The sequence below is a fragment of the Flavobacterium psychraerolatum genome (genome assembly GCF_025960985.1).
Taxonomy (GTDB): Bacteria; Bacteroidota; Bacteroidia; order Flavobacteriales; family Flavobacteriaceae; genus Flavobacterium.
On record NZ_JAOQMX010000015.1, the window covers coordinates 34,323 to 52,027 of the forward strand.

Here is a 17,705-nt window from a genome sequence, read left to right on the forward strand (position 1 = left end):
AATAATATATTATATCGTGCAAATTACCACTCATCTGCTTTACAAAGAAAAAGAAATGCTTATCTCTCAGTTGGTTGATGATTTTTTCAACAGTGGTGAATTGATTGTTCAAGGTTCTCGAAACACTATTAAGTCAAATGATTTGGGCAGTGAAAAAGTAAATATCAAGTTTTTTCAAAAACCAGGACTTTTTAAATCGATTATCTATTCTTTTTTTAGAAGTACAAAAGCCAAGCGTTCTTATGACTATGCGAACTATTTGTTAAAAAAAAATATTTTAACTCCCTTTCCGATTGCATATGTAGAATACCATAATAAATTAGGTTTACTTCAAGAGAGTTATTACATCTGTCAACAAATTAATTATGATTTTACCATTAGAGAATTAATTCATAACCCATTGTTTCTTGAACGCAATATTATTCTGGAGCAGTTTGCAACATTTACTTTTAAAATGCATGAAGCCCAAATTAATTTTTTAGACCATTCTCCTGGGAATACGTTGGTTGTAAAAAAAGGTGAGGGTGATTATGATTTTTATCTAATAGATTTAAATCGAATGAAATTTGAAACGATGTCTACCGAAAAAAGGATGGATAATTTCAAGAAGATGTGGCTTTCCAAAACGATGGTTAAGGTAATAGCAAAAGCTTATGCTAAATTAAGTGGACAACCAGAAGTACAGTTGCATAACATTTTACTCGAAAAAACAAAGGCCTTCAAAGGGAGAACAACTCGGAAAAAATATATTAAAAGAAAATTAGGATTAATGAAATGAGTATGAATAATTAGTTGAAAAATAATCAATTTCAAATGTAAATTAAGTATTAATAAATAGAGGTGATAGTTACCTATTAATAGCATTATATAAAAAATAAAAGACCCCAATTGAGAAACAAGTTCGAATTGGGGTCTTTTGGATTTTATATGCGAAGGTTATTATACCGCTACGTCGTATTCTCTTAAAGCATTGTTTAATGATGTTTTTAAGTCTGTAGATGGCTTACGAGTACCAATGATTAATGCACATGGAACTTGAAATTCACCCGCAGCGAATTTTTTAGTATAACTTCCAGGAATCACAACTGAACGAGCAGGAACAAAACCTTTCATTTCAACTGGAGTATCTCCGGTAACATCAATAATTTTTGTAGAAGCTGTTAAGCAAACATTGGCTCCAAGAACTGCTTCTTTACCTACGTGTACACCTTCAACAACAATACAACGAGAACCAATAAAAGCACCGTCTTCGATAATAACTGGAGCAGCCTGCAATGGCTCTAAAACACCACCAATACCAACACCACCACTCAAGTGAACATCTTTACCAATTTGAGCACAACTACCTACAGTTGCCCAAGTATCAACCATTGTACCAGCATCTACATAAGCACCAATGTTTACATAACTAGGCATCATGATTACACCGCTAGATATAAAAGAACCGTAACGAGCAGAAGCTCCTGGAACCACACGAACACCTTTGGCAGCATAGTCTTTCTTCAATTCCATTTTGTCATGATATTCAAAAATTCCAGCTTCCCAAGTTTCCATTTTTTGAATAGGGAAGTACATTACAACGGCTTTCTTTACCCATTCATTTACTTGCCAACCATCACCTTTTGGTTCAGCAACACGTAGTTTTCCAGAATCCAATAATTCGATCACTTCTCTAATAGCGTTTGTTGTAGTTTCTTCTTGTAGCAAAGCTCTGTTTTCCCAAGCTTGCTCTATAATTGTTTGTAATGCGTTCATGTTATTTTAATTTTTGTCGCAAATATACCATTTTTAACCAATAGCAAAAAAGATATAAATACTGAAAATGTTATATATTTGTATAATAATGACATGAATTATGGAAACTATTAGACGTGAATCTAATAAGCAAAATCTTAGAATTATTGGGTTCGTTTTTTTGGATGAATTGAAAATAGTTCAGGAAGATGTTGAATTTGATAAAAATAAAATAGTTACCGTGTTCGGTTTTGTAAAATACAAAGACTCCCTATAAATGCCAAGAATTCTCTCCATAGACTACGGTCAAAAACGTACAGGAATTGCTGTTACAGATGAAATGCAAATTATCGCTTCGGGATTAACAACTATTCCGAGTGCTACAGCCATTGCTTTTTTGAAAGACTATTTTTCTAAAGAAAAGGTAGAACTCGTCCTTATCGGTGAGCCCAAACAAATGAACGGAACCCCCTCTGAAAGTGCCTCGATTATAAAGGGTTTTGTCACACACTTTACCAATCATTTTCCAGAGATGAAAGTAGTACGTGTAGACGAGCGATTTACTTCAAAAATGGCATTTCAGACTATGATAGATAGCGGTTTAAAAAAGAAGCAAAGACAAAATAAAGCCTTGATTGATGAAATTTCGGCAACAATTATGTTGCAAGACTATCTATCACGAAAAATGTTTTAATAATTCTATGTTAAAACAGTTAATGTCAGTGTTAAATGTAACTTTTTAGACTTTAAATGGTGTTTTAATTCTAAGAATATAAAGTATCTTTGCGTTTTATAAAAAATTATTATGTCTGATACAACCATACGTTCGAGTAGTGATGTAGTTCTAATAGGAGCTGGAATTATGAGTGCCACACTTGGCTTGATTCTAAAAGAATTACAACCAGAATTGACCATTGATATATACGAAAGATTAGACAATGCTGCTGCCGAAAGCTCTGATGCTTGGAACAATGCCGGAACAGGGCACTCTGCTTTTTGTGAATTAAATTATACACCAGAAGCTGAGGATGGGTCAATTAGTCCCAAAAAGGCGATTAGTATCGCTGAATCTTTTGAACTTTCGCGCCAGTTTTGGAGCTATTTGGTACAACAGGAAAAAATATCTTCTCCAGAACATTTTATAAAAAGAATTCCACATATCAGTTTTGTATGGGGAGATGAAAACGTAGCGTATTTAAAGAAACGTTTTGAAGCCCTACAAGCTAATCCATTATTTGCGGAGATGATATATTCTACTGACTTTTCAGAGTTAGAAAAGTGGATGCCTCTTGTTATGGAAGGTAGAGATAAAAATGTACCAGTTGCAGCAACTTCAATGGCTATTGGTACAGATGTTAACTTTGGTGTTTTAACTAGAGATATGTTTTCTAATCTAGCACAAATGGAGGGTGTGAATTTACATTTCCATTGTGAAGTACGTGATTTAAAACAACGTGGTGACAAATCATGGCGTATCAAAATTACAGATCTTGCTACTAATCAAAAAAGAAAAGCATATACCAAATTTGTTTTTATTGGTGCCGGTGGAGGTTCATTACCATTATTAGAAAAAGCAGATATTCCAGAAGGAAAAGGTTTTGGAGGCTTTCCAGTAAGTGGACAATGGCTAAAATGTACTAATTCTGCTGTAATTGAACAACACGAATCAAAAGTATATGGAAAAGCAAGTGTGGGATCACCACCAATGTCTGTTCCTCATATTGATTCTAGAATGATTAATGGGAAAAAACAATTATTGTTTGGCCCTTTTGCTGGCTTTTCTACACGTTTCCTGAAAAATGGTAACTATTCTGATTTGCCAAAATCAATACAGCTCGATAACATTATTCCAATGGTCATTGCTGGTGTGAAAAATATTCCTCTAACAAAATATTTAATTGAACAAGTAAGACAGTCTCCTGAAGATAGAATTGAGGCTTTGAGAGAATATGTTCCAGAAGCTAAATCTGAGGATTGGGTTATAGAACGTGCTGGACAAAGAGTTCAAGTAATTAAGAAAGACGAAAAAGAAGGTGGTAAATTAGAGTTCGGTACTGAAGTAATTACTTCCGAAGACGGAACTTTATCTGTTCTACTTGGAGCTTCTCCTGGAGCATCAACAGCAGTATCTATTATGCTGGATGTAATAGGAAGATGTTATAAGAAAGAATTGAATACAGCTGAATGGCAAGCTAAATTTAAAATGATGATTCCTTCTTACGGTCAAGAATTAAATGATAATCCTGAAATGTTAGAAAAAATTAGGAAAGAAACAACTACTGTTTTAAAACTAAACTAATTTTTGGGATATAAATAAAGGAAGAGGTTAACTAGTTAATAGTTAGCCTCTTTTTTTGTTCCATATTATCAAAGAGAGTGTTTTATGATAATGTTGTAAAGGGATTAATAAGGAACTTTTGTTATTGATTTTTTGCCAATAATTGCTTGGTTGTTTTTACAATGTTGTCAGATAGGTTGGTAAGCCATATGAGCTGTTCGATTACGAGTTGTACTTCTTGCATTTTATGGCGATAAGCTACTTCGCTAATATTTGATCCTTGGTTTAATTCTTTGGCGCGAATATTTCTTAATTCGGTAAAATTTCGTGATAATTCTTCTGGAGCAGTTAGCTCTGGGATTTTTGTATCATTTTTATTTAAAAGTAAAATGGCATAGTCGAGTTTCTTTGTGATTTGATTAATAGCATCATTAAATACATCAGAAGCATCAGTTGTTTTGTTGGACTGAGTATAGGTTCCCAGTGAAGCTGCAGACGAAAGTAAAGCATTGCTTAAAACAGTCAACTTATAAAACAGTTGCAGATTATTTTGTTTTGATTTAGGCTCCTGAACCATTCTTTGGAAGGAGGCCATTAGGTTACCAACACCAATAAAAGCCTGATTTCTGGCCAAACGATAAGAAGTAGCTACTTCGCTTTTGCTATTGTATAAAACCGAAAATTCTTTTAGATAGTTTCTATTGGCTTCAAGTGATTTCTCTAGGTACTCTGGAATATTTAAGAACTCCCAACTTGGCCATAAAAAATAATTAGCCAAGATGGCTAGTGTAGCTCCAACAATGGTGTCAAGGATACGATATTGTATTAAATTTTCCATATTTGGAGATAAAATGGAAAAGATGAAAATAACATACATAGTGATGAAAGTAGTACCAATTTTGTAGTTGGTAGGGTTAAATGAATAACCTAACAGCATGCATGCAATACAAAGTGTTCCTAAAATCGTGGAAGAAGGGGATAAATAAAGGATGGAGAAAGCAATTATTCCACCAATTATGGTTCCAATAAATCGATTGTAGGTTCGTTCTTTTGTTAATCCATAACCTGGTCGCATGATGACTACAATGGTTAGTAAAATCCAATAAACATTTTGAAAGGGTAATATTTTCCCAATAAAAAATCCAATTAAAATAGTGACTGTTATGCGTAGGGAATGTCTAAATATCGTTGATGAAAATCGAAAATTCTCTACTAATGTGTTTATTGGATAATAGTGATGTTGTATAAGTTTTTCTAACTCTTTATCTCTTCCTTTTAAATCCTTGATGTGTACGTTTGCTGTAAATGCTCGTTCTAGTATTTTGATTTTTTCCACCTGTTTTTCGGCATAATTAAGCATAGTACTAAGCATTAAGACACCTTCAATGGAATTCAACTCTCCTAGTGCAGATTTGTAGGATGCGATAGCATTTTCAAGCCCGTGTAGGCTGTCTATTAAGTTATGTTGAGAGGAATAGGGCTTTTTGTCTAAAATACTTTTTGAAAGTTGCTTTAATGTTTTAGCAAGGTTGTAAGCAAGGTTTTGATAAGTTCGTAAAACAATAGGGTGGTCATCAAATTTTTGATGTAATTTATTGTGGTCGAAAGAGGTTGAAATAGCCAATTCCATAATTTCAACCAATGACATAAAGGATAATAGCATTTTCCTATTTTGGTTCGAAGAACCGTAATTTGTTCTATTTCGAACTAAAATTTCTCTAATGTTTTCATGTATGGCATTGAGTTCAACTTGTAGGTTTAATTGTTTCTTGGTGATTTCTTTCCTGTCTGAATTTATTTCCCATAGATCACCTCTTAATTTTAAGTATTTTGAGGTCAGTTTCATACAATCGGCTATTTGTAATTCTATATAGCGATTGGGTTTGATGTAATGAAATAATATGGAAACAAAAAGGTAAAAAAAGCCGCCAATTAATAAAAGGCCAGAATGTTTAAAGATTTCTATACCGGTATTAATATGTGCAAAAGCAATAGATATCGCTACTAAGGATGAAAAAGCGACCATAGTAGCACGCTGATCGTATGCGGCAATCATTGAGATCATAAATAAAATGATAGCCAAGGTGGGATAAAATATCCAGGGATAAGGATAAGTTAAGTTAATCAGTAGTGTAATGCCAGATATGATCAGGCTAGAGGCTATGAGTCCATTAATTTTGTGCTTTAAGATACTAGGTACGTCACTAGGAAATACAAAAAAGGCACCTAATGCAATAGTGATTCCGGTACCGATAGCGTCTAAATATGAAAATAGTAATACAGGTAATACACCTGCAATAGTTATTTTTAATGCATTTGTAAATTCGGTACTTTCTGTGAATTTCTGGATGTTTGCAATCATATAGTTTAGGTTACTCACAAAAGTATGAATTGTAAAATAGAATCTTCAAATAATTCCTATTTGAAATTAGATAATACGTTAAAAAATATCATTTGTATCGATCAGCTTAGTCCTTGTCTATTTTTTTACTATTTTTGCCATTCGTGCTAAAATTTAGAAATGGAAATTCTAAATAAATCGATGAATACTAAATTAAAGAACAATGATTTTACCAATTATAGGATACGGAGATCCAGTTTTACGCAAAGTTGGGGTGGAGATAACGCCCGAACATCCTAATTTGAAAGAAACGATCGAAAATATGTACGAAACGATGTATAATGCATCTGGAGTAGGTTTAGCAGCGCCTCAAGTAGCCTTGGCATTGCGAATGTTTGTTATCGATACAACCCCTTTTAGTGACGACGAAGAACTTGGAGATGCTGAACAAAAGAAAATGAACGGTTTCAAGAAAACGTTTATCAATGCCAAAATGATTGCCGAAGAAGGTGAAGAATGGGTGTTTAATGAAGGTTGTTTGAGTATTCCTGATGTACGTGAAGATGTGTACAGAAAAGAAAGAATCACAATCGAATATTGCGAAGAGGATTTTATAATGAAAACGGAAGTTTTTGACGGTTTGATTGCTAGAGTAATTCAGCATGAATACGATCATATAGAAGGGATTCTTTTTACAGATAAAATATCATCTCTAAAGAAGCGCTTAATTCAGAAAAAATTAAAAAATATTTTAGAAGGAAAATCGCTACAGGATTACCGAATGAAATTTTTTGGTAAAAAAGGGAGGTAGACTTTCGATTTAGAGACATAAAAAAATATAATAAAAAGTAAAAAATATTAAAATGAATTTAGAAAAAGTTTTATCTATTTCTGGTAAGCCAGGTTTATATGTTTTAAGAGTACAAACTCGTACCGGATTTGTAGCTGAATCATTGTCAGACGGTAAGAAAATCACAGTAAATTTAAAGAGTAATGTGAGTTTGTTGTCTGAGATTTCAATTTATACTTACGATGGAGAGAAACCGTTAACTGAAATTATGAATAACATTGCTGTAAAACATAACTACGAGCAAGCGATATCTCATAAAGAGGATAATGAAACTTTGCTAGCATATTTAAGAGAGGTTATGCCGGATTATGATGAAGATAGAGTTTATGCTTCTGATGTTAAAAAAATCCTCAACTGGTATAATACTTTGCAAGCAAAAGGAATGGCAGTAGAAACTCCAGCTGAAGAAACTGAAGCCGTTGTTGCAGAAACTGTAGAAGGGGTTAAAGAGTAATTTCTCTCTATATATAAATACATCCTGCAATCTTTAATGGAGATTGCGGGATTTATTATTTTTACACCCTAAGCTCATCGACTTACTAATGATTAAAAAACTATTTCCAATGAATTCGAGAGAAAACCAATTACAAGCTTTTGATAGATTATTGACTATCATGGATGAATTACGTGAGCAATGCCCATGGGATAAGAAACAAACCATGCAAACCTTACGTCATTTGACCATCGAGGAAACGTATGAGTTGGGTGATGCTATTTTGGATAGTGATTTGGTTGAAGTCAAAAAAGAATTGGGTGACTTATTGTTGCATATTGTTTTTTATGCTAAAATAGGAAGTGAAACTAATGACTTTGATATTGCCAATGTTTGTAATGAGATATGTGATAAATTGATTCATCGCCATCCACATATTTATAGTGATACAGTGGTTAAAGATGAAGAAGAAGTAAAGCAGAATTGGGAAAAGTTGAAACTAAAGGAAGGTCGAAAATCAGTTTTGGAAGGCGTACCAAAAAGTTTACCAGCCTTGGTGAAAGCAGGACGTATTCAGGACAAAGTTAAAGCAGTAGGGTTTGATTGGGATGAACCACACCAGGTTTGGGATAAAGTAAAAGAGGAGCTTGAAGAATTGCAGGTCGAGGTGAAAGCAGGGGATCAAGACAAAATGGAAGCCGAATTTGGAGATGTTTTGTTCTCTATGATTAACTATGCTCGTTTTTTGAATATCAATCCTGAGGACGCTTTAGAAAGGACAAATAAAAAATTCATCAAACGCTTTCAGTATTTGGAAAGTAAAGCAGGGGAGTTAGGAAAACCATTAATGGATATGACTTTGGCCGAAATGGATGTATTCTGGAATGAAGCCAAAAAACAGTAGTTTTAATAAGTTGAATTTCAAAAGAAAAGAAAATTGTTGAATTATACAATATACGAAAACAAGCATTCGCTGCTGTGGGTAACTTTTATTCATGGGGCAGGAGGAAGCTCGGCTATATGGTACAAACAAATACGAGATTTTCAAAGGGAGTTTAATGTTTTGCTGATAGACTTGCGTGGGCATGGGAGCTCCAAAACAAATGCAAAAACAATAGCAAAATTTAAGTACAATTTCCCCGATTTGGCTAATGATATCTTACCGGTTTTGGACTCGCTTAATATTAAGAAATCTCATTTTATAGGTATTTCCTTAGGGACTATTTTGATTCGGCAGTTGGCAGAAATGTATCCAGAACGAATCCATAGTATGGTTATGGGAGGTGCTATATTAAAAATGAATTTCCGATCGCAAATTTTAATGAAGCTTGGTAATTTGTTCAAGTATGTTTTGCCTTATTTAGTGCTGTATCGTTTGTTTGCCTTTATTATCATGCCCAAAAAAAATCATAAAAAGTCAAGATTACTTTTTATAAACGAGGCTAAAAAATTATACCAAAAAGAATTTATAAAATGGTTCAAACTCACGGCGGAGATCAATCCGTTGTTGAAGTATTTTAGGCAAATAGAATTGAACATACCTACGTTGTATGTCATGGGTGAGGAGGATTATATGTTTTTACCATCTGTGCGTATTGTGGTACAGAGTCATGCAAAAACGGCGACCTTGGTCGTTTTACCAAAGACAGGACATGTGGTTAATGTAGAACGACCAGTTGTTTTTAATACCGTAGTACTATCTTATCTTAAAAAATTAGCCTAAAAAAATGCCGCCATTCAAAGAATAGCGGCATACTTTTAACTAACCAAAACCAAATAATAAATAACCAGTTTATTACATTACAAAGATGCTTCAAAAAGAGGTGTGCTGCTGTTAAAAATTAGTTAGTATTGTGTTGTTTTAACGTTAATAATTAGTTTATTTTGGTACTAAATAAGCTGGCTGCAATATAAGTTGTTGACTCGCAACTAAGGTATAGTTCAGTGTCATTTTTAAAGGCAATTCCTTCTGTTTGCCAATCATTGTTATTGTTTCCTATTTCGATTCTCTTGTTTGTACCAGAAAAGAAATTATCACTAGTGAAATTATTAAGTAAATAAATAAAAGAGGTTCTGTGTGAGGATTGGTATCCTATCAAGGCTATTTGTTGGGTTGCGGGGTTATAATCTGCTCCAGTAATGAGACCTTTTACATCAAATGATGTATAGGCAGTGATAACATAACTACCAGGTGTTTTTGGTAATTTGTAAACTCTAGTTTGGAAGTCACCTCTATCTTTGGTAAATAAATATAAATTTTCATCCACAGAAAGTATCGATTCACAATCAAAGTTGTGAGTGTTGGAGGACACAAAACTAGTTTGTTCAGAATAAGAGAATTTAATTTCTTCAGCATTTACTGTAACTGCTGCATCATTATTATTGATAAATTGATTTTTAGCTATTTTTAAAACTCTTAAATCAGTTCTAATTCCATCATTATTTCCAGCATCTTCTAGGTATAAAAAGTTAGCATCTGTTGTAATGTCTTCCCAGTCAATGTTTTTGAAACCATTTATAGTAATTACTTGAATTATTTTTCCATTTGTAGGATCTACTTTGTATACTAAATTTGAGTTTCCCGAATCATTGTGTGTCCAGATAAATCCGTCAGTAAATACAATTCCTGATGATTCTTTTGCTAATGGTGTTAGCGAACCAATTACAGATATGTTCTTATTAGCTAATTCATTTATAGCGGGGTTGACAGTGTTTACAATTGGTGATTGTACTTCGGGTACGCTATTGACTTTGTCATTATTACTACAGCTGAAGGCTAAGGCGCAAAGTATGAGTTTAATGGAGCTCTTAAGCCAATTGTTATTTTTCATAGTTAACTACTTTAAGGGTTATTTTTGTTAATCCATACTTCTCTGAAATGAAATAGATTTGGAGTAGAAGGCTCTACTGTTATTTCTACAGCATGCATATCTGTTTCTCCAAAAACTTGCAAACGTGTAAAATTCATGATAGTTTTATCTGCAATATTCTGATGTGTAAAAGGTTTGTCTATAATGAATTTATGACTGTCGCCATGAATAAGTAAAATAGGTTTTTTATATTCTTCTACATTTTTTTTTAATTCTGTTATAAATTTTTTAAAGCCCGAGCCATCGCCTTCTGGATTTATAATATCAGCATGAATCATTATAACGATACCTAGAGAGTTATTGGATAATGCTGTTTGAAAGATGTTTTTTAGCCAGAAAAGGGATGCTTCTTCGCGTTCTTGAAACTCTGTATTCTCTTCGAGAGTAACTTTCTTTAAGTTGTTATTAGATCCTACAATATGAATCGTCGCAAAGGATACACCTCCGTAGTTCCATTGCTGATTCTCTACAAATTTTTTAAACTTTGGTAGCGAAGATTCAGAAATCGTTTTCATTTTATGCAATCCTAAACTACTGCTATTAGTAAAAAAAAGTTTCCGTAAAAAGAATAATCGCTCTTCTGGAGTATTCCTAACGTTATTAGTGAATCTACAATCGGTCCATTCATTGTCTCCTGGAGTGTAGAATAAAGGAGCTTTGAATTTTTCAAAATAATGGAACATTTTATAGTAAATACTATCATTACATTTTGTTTTACTCGATTTGAAATCACCAACAAAAACGTTGAATACTTGGTCTCCTTGGTTAAGTTGTTCAATCAAATTCTCAAAGCGAAGATCATCCTTAGGAAGAAAATAGGGCATGTCTCCAAAAGCAACAAACCGGAATGAGTCTGTTGTTGGTTTAACTTGATTTACCTGGTCTGATGAATTGGTTTGAGCAATCACAGATATTGTATATAAAACTAATAAAATAGTATAAAAATTTTTAGTCATCTAGTTAATTATGATTAAAATTAAAAAGAACAAACCCCGAATGAATCGGGGTTTTATAATTATAAAAAAGATTAATGCTGGTTACCAGATCCATCTGTTGGATAGGCTCCTAAGTCAATGTTTGGTAGGCTTACCGTTGCTTTTAATTCTGCTTTGGTAATAGCACTAGTAGCATTTAATGGTGTAAATGCTTTGTAGCCTTTACCAATTGCTGGAGAATTTGATGCTAAATGAAAATTATATATACCTACAAAATTATATAAACTAAGTTTATCTATTTGAGGAACAGGAAGTGGGAAATTAGTAAAATTAGGATTGTTTTTCCCAACTAACTGTGGTGCATTGTAAACATCACCTGGAAGATAATTTGCTGGTAAAAAAGAAGAAGGAAGTGGTATGTCGTTTACTGAAGGTATAGCTGCATGAGTTACAGGATAAAAATCATTAACTATCGTAATATTGTCTCCATAACTTAAGTTGTTACCATATTTACAATTTGCAAAATCTGCAGCAGGGTTTTCTAAAATACGTAAACCCGTTTTGCAATTTACAAAGATATTATTATAGGCATTACCACGAGCGCCTTGCTCATAGTTAACATTTGCTCCTCTATCAGGATCCACACTACGCCATCCTCCAGAAACATAGGTATTGTTATACATATTAATGTTTGTTTGTGTAGATCCATAAGTGCCTTTATTGGATGCTTTAGTACCTCCTTTTGCAGTTCCAATTATAAGGTTGTAGGCCATGTCACCAACAGTAGAGTTCTTCACATTAAAACAGTCACCATCATTGTAGGCAAGTTTTTCAGCAGTATTTCTCATAATATGAATTTTCCCTCCATTTATTCTACAAGCATCGGTAGTTGATCCATAAACCCAAGAATCTTCAAGGATTAATACTCCGTCAGGGTTTTGGAAAAAAATGTTAAATAAATCTGCTCCTGATTTATATCCGTCTGGAATGTTTGCGTCGTTTACAGTCCCACCTGCGAAGTCTAGATGTGTCCATTTAATATCGACAAGTGAGCAGGTTGTTGCGCACTGTATTCCTCCCCAAAATTTGCCATCGGCTTTAAGTCCAGGGTCTGTGTTGGGATCTTGTAATGAATTTAATTTGTAATTGTTAGGGTTCTCGTAGGCCTCTTTTCCTGTTATCCAGTTTGGGTTTTCTTTTGACCCAAGAGAAATAAATACTCCTTTTACAATCAATTGTGCTGCAGGATCTGTTGCTAATAGTTTGACACCTTTTTGCATGACTAACGTATCACCAGCATTGATAGTAATAGGTGTACTAAAATAATATGTTTGACCAGTTAACATTGTTCCATTGACACTTCCTGTCAATGTTTCTCCAGTAATAGATTTCCCCGCCTGGAATTGTGGAACTGAAATGTCATCAGATTTAGAACAAGATGCAAAGGCTAAAACGGTAGCCAATGCAAGAACGAATTGATTTGTTTTCATAATTTAAATTTTAGTTTTTTTTTAGAATTTATATTTTAGTCCTAGTAAATAATTTTGTCCGTATAAGTCTTTTTGTACTGTAATTCTATCATTTTTAGTTTGCTCAGGTAAGGCAAATTTTCCAGATCTGTATATATTAGGTTGACGTATCTCGACTAGTGTAACTGCATTTAGAAGGTTATTCACTTTTCCATAAACTGATAGGTTTTTAGTGAATTTTTTTTCGAATGAAAAATCCAGTTGTATTCTAGATTTTTGCCAATAATCTAAGTCTTTGTAAGGGGATACAAAAGTGATTTTCTCCCCAGTATATACTGAAGCTATTTGTATGTCTAGACCATTATTTTGATTTTTATATAACAAAGATAGATTCGCTATATGAGGAGATTGACCTTGTAATGGTCTAGTTTGAGTAGTTTGTACAGCAATAAATGATTCATTATAGTATAATTTTGAGGTCGTTATAGCAGAATGAGTATAGGTGTAGTTTCCTGAAACTCCAATATAGCCCCAGTAATGAGTGTAAGCTGCTTCGATACCATAATTTATTGCGGTTCCAAAATTGAGAGGTTTTAAAGTTGCACTTGAAGTTCCTGTGAATTCTATAGAAGTTTCGATTGGATTTGTAATTGTTTTGTAAAAAGCACCGATAAGTAATTGATCTAGTTTTTTTGGAAAAAATTCATATCTGAAATCAAAGTTGCTAGAAGTTGCATGTTTAAGTTTCGGGTTTCCGCTTAAAGCGAAGTTATCATCATTTATACGGAAAGGTATATATTCAAAAAATCCAGGTCTGTTGATAGCACTAAAGTATGATGCTCGTAGATTTTCTTTTTTGCTAAGACTGTATTTGAAATGTATGCTAGGTAAAATGTCATTATATTTGATGTTTCCTTTAGCACCGTATGTTACCGTTGGATCCAGTACTGTTTGCCAGCCTTGTTGAGTAGCCTCAAATCGCACACCTCCCAGAATTGATAAATTACTATTCACCATAATATTCATTTGAGCATATGGAGCAAATATTTTTTCTGTTGCAGTATAGGTTAATGGATTTTGTGCAGCACCCTGAGCAGCTGTAGTACCATTAAATTGAAACTTATCAGGAGTCAAAGTCCCGTCAAATGGGATTGGTTGGCCCGTTGAAGACGTTTTTGGAATTAAATTGTATTCATAATAATTGTTAGATCGTAATTTATCACGGTACAATCCACCAAATTTATAAGTTGTTTGTTTTCCGAAAAAAGGTTTTTCTAGTATAAAGTTGAGGTAACCCGCATAATCCCGGTCTGTATTTTTGGTCCAAATTCTATAAAAAGGTACGTTTAAAACTTCTGGTGTTGCCGTAGGATTGCCATCACTATCATGTCCAACTACATGAACTGTTTGATACTCTGACCAGTCTGGTGTCGCACTTTTAGCTTTGGAATAAACCAATGACCAATTTAGTTTTAATTGATTTGTTAGTTGATTGTCTCCTTGCAATGTCGAATTGTAAATGCTTTGATTTTGAATTCTTGATCTATTTAGGATATATGTGTTTCCTGTACCCACTCCAGATCTCCCTATTGAAAAACTAGTATCTATTGTATGTCGGTATTGGGTTTCATCTAGTTTTAAGTAAACATTATATAAGCTAATTTTATGTAATTTATTAATCACATAATCTATTTTATTATGAACCCCATACCGAGTTTGTGAAGTATTGTATTGTCTGGAATAAAAATCATTAAATGAGGGAATATTACCTGGTTGAGGTTGGTTTTCAGGTTTAAACCAAATGGATTTTGATCCCGTTGCCAAATTTTGATAGCTAGCGGCTACAACTACACCCAATTTTTTATTTTTTAAAAATCTGTTTCCTGCAGAGAAACCCATAATGGTATTAATTGGTGTTTGTTTTTTTGTGTAATCAAAGTTTTTATACGTAAAATCGTCAGGTGATGCAATGTAGTTTGTCCCATTAATTTCAGCCGGTGATTTTGGGTTTACAGTATTTTTATCAAAATTGGTGTATCCGTTATCGGCTAACAGTTGGCTAAATCCCGTTGCAACATTTGCTGATATTTCTAGTTTTCTGGGAGCATTTTTTAGTACCAAATTCATTACTCCTCCAATAGCATCACCTTCCATTTCGGGTGTAAGTGCTTTTATGACCTCAAGTCTTTCAAGTAAATCTGCCGGAAACATATCCATAGGTACATATCTATATTTGTTATCTGGGCTAGGGATTTTTATTCCATTTACAAGGGTATAGTTGTATCTTTGATCCATCCCACGAATAATGGCATATCTAGCATCACCTGTACTTGACTTTTCGAGTGCTACTCCCGATACTCTTTGTAAAACGCCTGCTGTAGTGATATCGGGTAATAGTTTGATAGCTTCAGCGGATACAACATTTATAATATTTTCAGCTTTCTTTTCTCTAGCTATTGCATATTTTGCAGATTCTGTATTACTATGGCTTTCTATTGTAACACGATTGAGTTGGTTCATTGTAACTTCCATATCGAAAAGAATAGTTACTTTATCGTTCGAAATAGTAATGGTAATAGTTTTAGTATCATAACCTAAAGCTTTACATAAAAGTATATTGTTTCCTTTAGGTACTTTTTTAAGATCGAAAGAACCATCTAATCCTGAGAATGTTGATGATTTATTATCAAGTGTGGCTATGGTTGCACCTATTAATGGTTCATTTGAAATTTTATCTACAACTTTACCACGTACTTGAGCGGATAAATGGAGTGATGTGAAAAAAAATAGAAATAGTACAGTAATTGTTCTATTTAAGGAGGATAATTTTGCCGAAGTAGACATGTTACGATTTTGAATAATTATCTCGCAAAATTATACTGTAAGTCTTTTTTTTCGGTTAAAGGAAGGTTACTAGAATTATAAATTATTTCTATTTTGGGGTGATAAATGAATTAAGGTAACACTTGGTTAATCATCTGGTAATTTTGTCAGTAATAAATAACTTTATAAAGAAATTTTATTATGAATATCATCATTGATTATTTGTATGCCAATGAACTCATTAGTGGAATATATTAAAAAAAAGACTGCCGCTACTCAAAGAATAACGGCAGTCTTTTAACTAACCAAAACCAAATAATAAATAACCAATTTATTACTTTACAAAGATGCTACAGAAAAACGGTTAATGCTGTTAAAACTTAGTTAGTATTGTGTTGCTTTAACGTTAATTATTATTGATTTTTCAATATAATGATATCTGTGTTTTTTTATTCTAATGATTAGTATCCTTAATTAATCATTGAGTGATTTTTGAGTTTAAAATGGTCGCAGTATGACCTTTATTTTAAAATAAATGATGTAACTCAATTTAATGTTAATTGCGCAGATAGAAAGTGGTTAGTAATAAGGAATGGTTGTTGGTGTATCGTAATTTGAATTTCGTCTTAGTATTCTGTTTTTCCTTCGTCGAAAGACAAGATTGGGAGTTTAAAAAATAAAACATTTTCATTTTAATTTTGAGGTTATTGCTATTTGAATTCCTAATAAAAAGTCTTGAAACAAAAAAAATTGCCGCTATTCAGAGAATAGCGGCAATCATTTAACTAACCAAAACCAAATAATAAATAACCAGTTTATTATATTACAAAGGTGCGCTATATCTAAAGGTATTGTTGTTAAAAATAAGTTATTACTTTCTTTGTGATACGTTAATGTTTCTTTATGCCTCACTTTAGTTGTTAGATTGGGGCTTAGTTTTACTTATTGAATATTTTGTTTTAGAGTTTGCTATGTAGTTTTGCGTGAAGGATAGAAGTAAAAAAAGCCCACAAACAAGTAGAGCGATTGCGGAACTTGTTTGTAGACTTGTAACAAATAGCTATACCCACTTTTTGCGTGCCGATAACTATTTGGAACCCGAATTTAGTATTCTGTTTTAATGAAAAACTACTGTTTTATTGCAGTAAATTAAGATTTTGCGTTCGGAATGGAGTTTTATAGCTCTTGCTAAAACGGTTCTTTCTAGATCTTTTCCTTTCATTATAAAATCATCAACTGAGTTAACATGTGAAACACGACTTATGTCTTGCTCAATAATTGGTCCCTCATCTAGTTCCTCAGTTACATAATGGCTTGTAGCTCCAATGATTTTAACCCCACGTTTGAAGGCAGAGTGATAAGGTTTTGCACCTGGGAAAGCTGGTAAGAATGAATGGTGAATATTGATGATTTTATTTTCATATATCGAAATCAATTTTGGGGTAATGATCTGCATGTAACGAGCCAAAACGATAAAGTTAATAGTATATTGATCCAATAATTCAATTTGTTTCTTTTCACCTTCTATTTTGTTATCTTTCGAAAAAGGGACATGATAAAACGGAATATTAAATTGCTCAGCAATTGGTCGCAAGTCATCGTGATTACTAATGATTAATGGAATCTCGACATTTAATTCTCCTGCGCTATATCGTCCTAGAATATCATAAAGACAGTGGGTGTATTTCGAAACGAAAAGCGCCATTCTGGGTTTAGTATCTTGATTGTAAAATTCCCATGACATATTGAATTGCGTTGCAATAGTAGTGCTGAATTCTTCTTTTACAGAGGCTACCGTATGTTTGGAGTTGCTAAGGTTACATTCAAGACGCATGAAGAATACATTTTGTTCTACAACAACATTTTGATCTAGGTAGATGATGTTTCCTTCAACTTTTACAATGAAATTGGTTACTGCCGCTACGATTCCTTTTTGATCGGAACAGTGTATAAGTAGGGTGAAATTTTGCAT

The 17,705-nt window shown here is 33.1% G+C and carries 15 protein-coding genes; 8 read left to right on the forward strand and 7 right to left on the reverse strand.

Annotation, left to right across the window (positions count from 1 at the left end; translation table 11 throughout):
• Positions 1-16 precede the first annotated feature (16 nt).
• The gene (locus tag M2326_RS07550) at positions 17-778 is read left to right on the forward strand and encodes a lipopolysaccharide kinase InaA family protein (RefSeq protein ID WP_264618953.1); all 762 of its coding nucleotides are present in this window, start codon (positions 17-19) and stop codon (positions 776-778) included.
• 161 nt (positions 779-939) lie between these two features.
• Here M2326_RS07550 and M2326_RS07555 read toward each other — a convergent pair whose 3' ends face one another.
• Entirely contained in the window at positions 940-1,755 is an 816-nt protein-coding gene (locus M2326_RS07555) for a 2,3,4,5-tetrahydropyridine-2,6-dicarboxylate N-succinyltransferase (RefSeq protein ID WP_264618954.1), read from the reverse strand.
• Positions 1,756-1,855: 100 nt separating this feature from the next.
• Between M2326_RS07555 and M2326_RS07560 the strand changes: the two genes are divergently transcribed.
• The 3 genes from M2326_RS07560 to M2326_RS07570 all read left to right on the forward strand — a co-directional run bounded on the left by M2326_RS07560 (position 1,856) and on the right by M2326_RS07570 (position 4,033).
• Entirely contained in the window at positions 1,856-2,011 is a 156-nt protein-coding gene (locus M2326_RS07560) for a hypothetical protein (RefSeq protein WP_264618955.1), read from the forward strand.
• Positions 2,012-2,428, forward strand: coding sequence for a Holliday junction resolvase RuvX (gene ruvX, locus M2326_RS07565; protein ID WP_264618956.1), 417 nt, complete (start codon positions 2,012-2,014; stop codon positions 2,426-2,428).
• Between the two features lie 111 nt (positions 2,429-2,539).
• Complete coding sequence (locus M2326_RS07570; RefSeq protein WP_264618957.1) at positions 2,540-4,033, forward strand: malate:quinone oxidoreductase; 1,494 nt, start codon at positions 2,540-2,542, stop codon at positions 4,031-4,033.
• 121 nt (positions 4,034-4,154) lie between these two features.
• Here M2326_RS07570 and M2326_RS07575 read toward each other — a convergent pair whose 3' ends face one another.
• Positions 4,155-6,374, reverse strand: coding sequence for an FUSC family membrane protein (locus tag M2326_RS07575; protein WP_264618958.1), 2,220 nt, complete (start codon positions 6,372-6,374; stop codon positions 4,155-4,157).
• A 202-nt stretch (positions 6,375-6,576) separates the two neighbouring features.
• Between M2326_RS07575 and def the strand changes: the two genes are divergently transcribed.
• The 4 genes from def to M2326_RS07595 all read left to right on the forward strand — a co-directional run bounded on the left by def (position 6,577) and on the right by M2326_RS07595 (position 9,359).
• Entirely contained in the window at positions 6,577-7,164 is a 588-nt protein-coding gene (gene def, locus M2326_RS07580; protein ID WP_264618959.1) for a peptide deformylase, read from the forward strand.
• A gap of 52 nt (positions 7,165-7,216) precedes the next feature.
• On the forward strand, positions 7,217-7,657 hold the full coding sequence (locus M2326_RS07585) for a DUF5606 family protein (RefSeq protein ID WP_264618960.1): 441 nt from the start codon (positions 7,217-7,219) through the stop codon (positions 7,655-7,657).
• 109 nt (positions 7,658-7,766) lie between these two features.
• Positions 7,767-8,540, forward strand: coding sequence for a nucleoside triphosphate pyrophosphohydrolase (gene mazG, locus M2326_RS07590; protein ID WP_264618961.1), 774 nt, complete (start codon positions 7,767-7,769; stop codon positions 8,538-8,540).
• A gap of 33 nt (positions 8,541-8,573) precedes the next feature.
• On the forward strand, positions 8,574-9,359 hold the full coding sequence (locus M2326_RS07595) for an alpha/beta fold hydrolase (RefSeq protein ID WP_264618962.1): 786 nt from the start codon (positions 8,574-8,576) through the stop codon (positions 9,357-9,359).
• A 151-nt stretch (positions 9,360-9,510) separates the two neighbouring features.
• On the opposite strand, the gene M2326_RS07600 is transcribed toward M2326_RS07595, so the two are convergent.
• The 5 genes from M2326_RS07600 to purU form a co-directional block, all read right to left on the reverse strand.
• Entirely contained in the window at positions 9,511-10,467 is a 957-nt protein-coding gene (locus tag M2326_RS07600) for a hypothetical protein (RefSeq protein ID WP_264618963.1), read from the reverse strand.
• Positions 10,468-10,478: 11 nt separating this feature from the next.
• Positions 10,479-11,462: a hypothetical protein gene (locus tag M2326_RS07605; RefSeq protein WP_264618964.1), complete on the reverse strand. Its 984-nt coding sequence runs from the start codon at positions 11,460-11,462 to the stop codon at positions 10,479-10,481.
• Between the two features lie 71 nt (positions 11,463-11,533).
• Positions 11,534-12,931, reverse strand: a complete 1,398-nt coding sequence (locus M2326_RS07610; RefSeq protein ID WP_264618965.1) for a hypothetical protein — start codon at positions 12,929-12,931, stop codon at positions 11,534-11,536.
• Between the two features lie 21 nt (positions 12,932-12,952).
• On the reverse strand, positions 12,953-15,754 hold the full coding sequence (locus tag M2326_RS07615; protein ID WP_264618966.1) for a TonB-dependent receptor: 2,802 nt from the start codon (positions 15,752-15,754) through the stop codon (positions 12,953-12,955).
• Between the two features lie 1,096 nt (positions 15,755-16,850).
• Positions 16,851-17,705 (reverse strand): formyltetrahydrofolate deformylase, encoded by an 855-nt coding sequence (gene purU / locus M2326_RS07620; RefSeq protein WP_264618967.1) that lies wholly within the window; start codon positions 17,703-17,705, stop codon positions 16,851-16,853.

What these genes read in the sequence shown, in the direction of transcription:
- M2326_RS07555 (WP_264618954.1), bottom strand. Translation starts at nt 1,755, where the DNA reads ATGAACGCATTACAAACAATTATAGAGCAAGCTTGGGAAAACAGAGCT.
- M2326_RS07560 (WP_264618955.1), top strand. Translation starts at nt 1,856, where the DNA reads ATGGAAACTATTAGACGTGAATCTAATAAGCAAAATCTTAGAATTATT.
- ruvX (WP_264618956.1), top strand. Translation starts at nt 2,012, where the DNA reads ATGCCAAGAATTCTCTCCATAGACTACGGTCAAAAACGTACAGGAATT.
- M2326_RS07570 (WP_264618957.1), top strand. Translation starts at nt 2,540, where the DNA reads ATGTCTGATACAACCATACGTTCGAGTAGTGATGTAGTTCTAATAGGA.
- M2326_RS07575 (WP_264618958.1), bottom strand. Translation starts at nt 6,374, where the DNA reads ATGATTGCAAACATCCAGAAATTCACAGAAAGTACCGAATTTACAAAT.
- def (WP_264618959.1), top strand. Translation starts at nt 6,577, where the DNA reads ATGATTTTACCAATTATAGGATACGGAGATCCAGTTTTACGCAAAGTT.
- M2326_RS07585 (WP_264618960.1), top strand. Translation starts at nt 7,217, where the DNA reads ATGAATTTAGAAAAAGTTTTATCTATTTCTGGTAAGCCAGGTTTATAT.
- mazG (WP_264618961.1), top strand. Translation starts at nt 7,767, where the DNA reads ATGAATTCGAGAGAAAACCAATTACAAGCTTTTGATAGATTATTGACT.
- M2326_RS07600 (WP_264618963.1), bottom strand. Translation starts at nt 10,467, where the DNA reads ATGAAAAATAACAATTGGCTTAAGAGCTCCATTAAACTCATACTTTGC.
- M2326_RS07605 (WP_264618964.1), bottom strand. Translation starts at nt 11,462, where the DNA reads ATGACTAAAAATTTTTATACTATTTTATTAGTTTTATATACAATATCT.
- M2326_RS07610 (WP_264618965.1), bottom strand. Translation starts at nt 12,931, where the DNA reads ATGAAAACAAATCAATTCGTTCTTGCATTGGCTACCGTTTTAGCCTTT.
- M2326_RS07615 (WP_264618966.1), bottom strand. Translation starts at nt 15,754, where the DNA reads ATGTCTACTTCGGCAAAATTATCCTCCTTAAATAGAACAATTACTGTA.
- purU (WP_264618967.1), bottom strand. Translation starts at nt 17,705, where the DNA reads ATGCAAAATTTCACCCTACTTATACACTGTTCCGATCAAAAAGGAATC.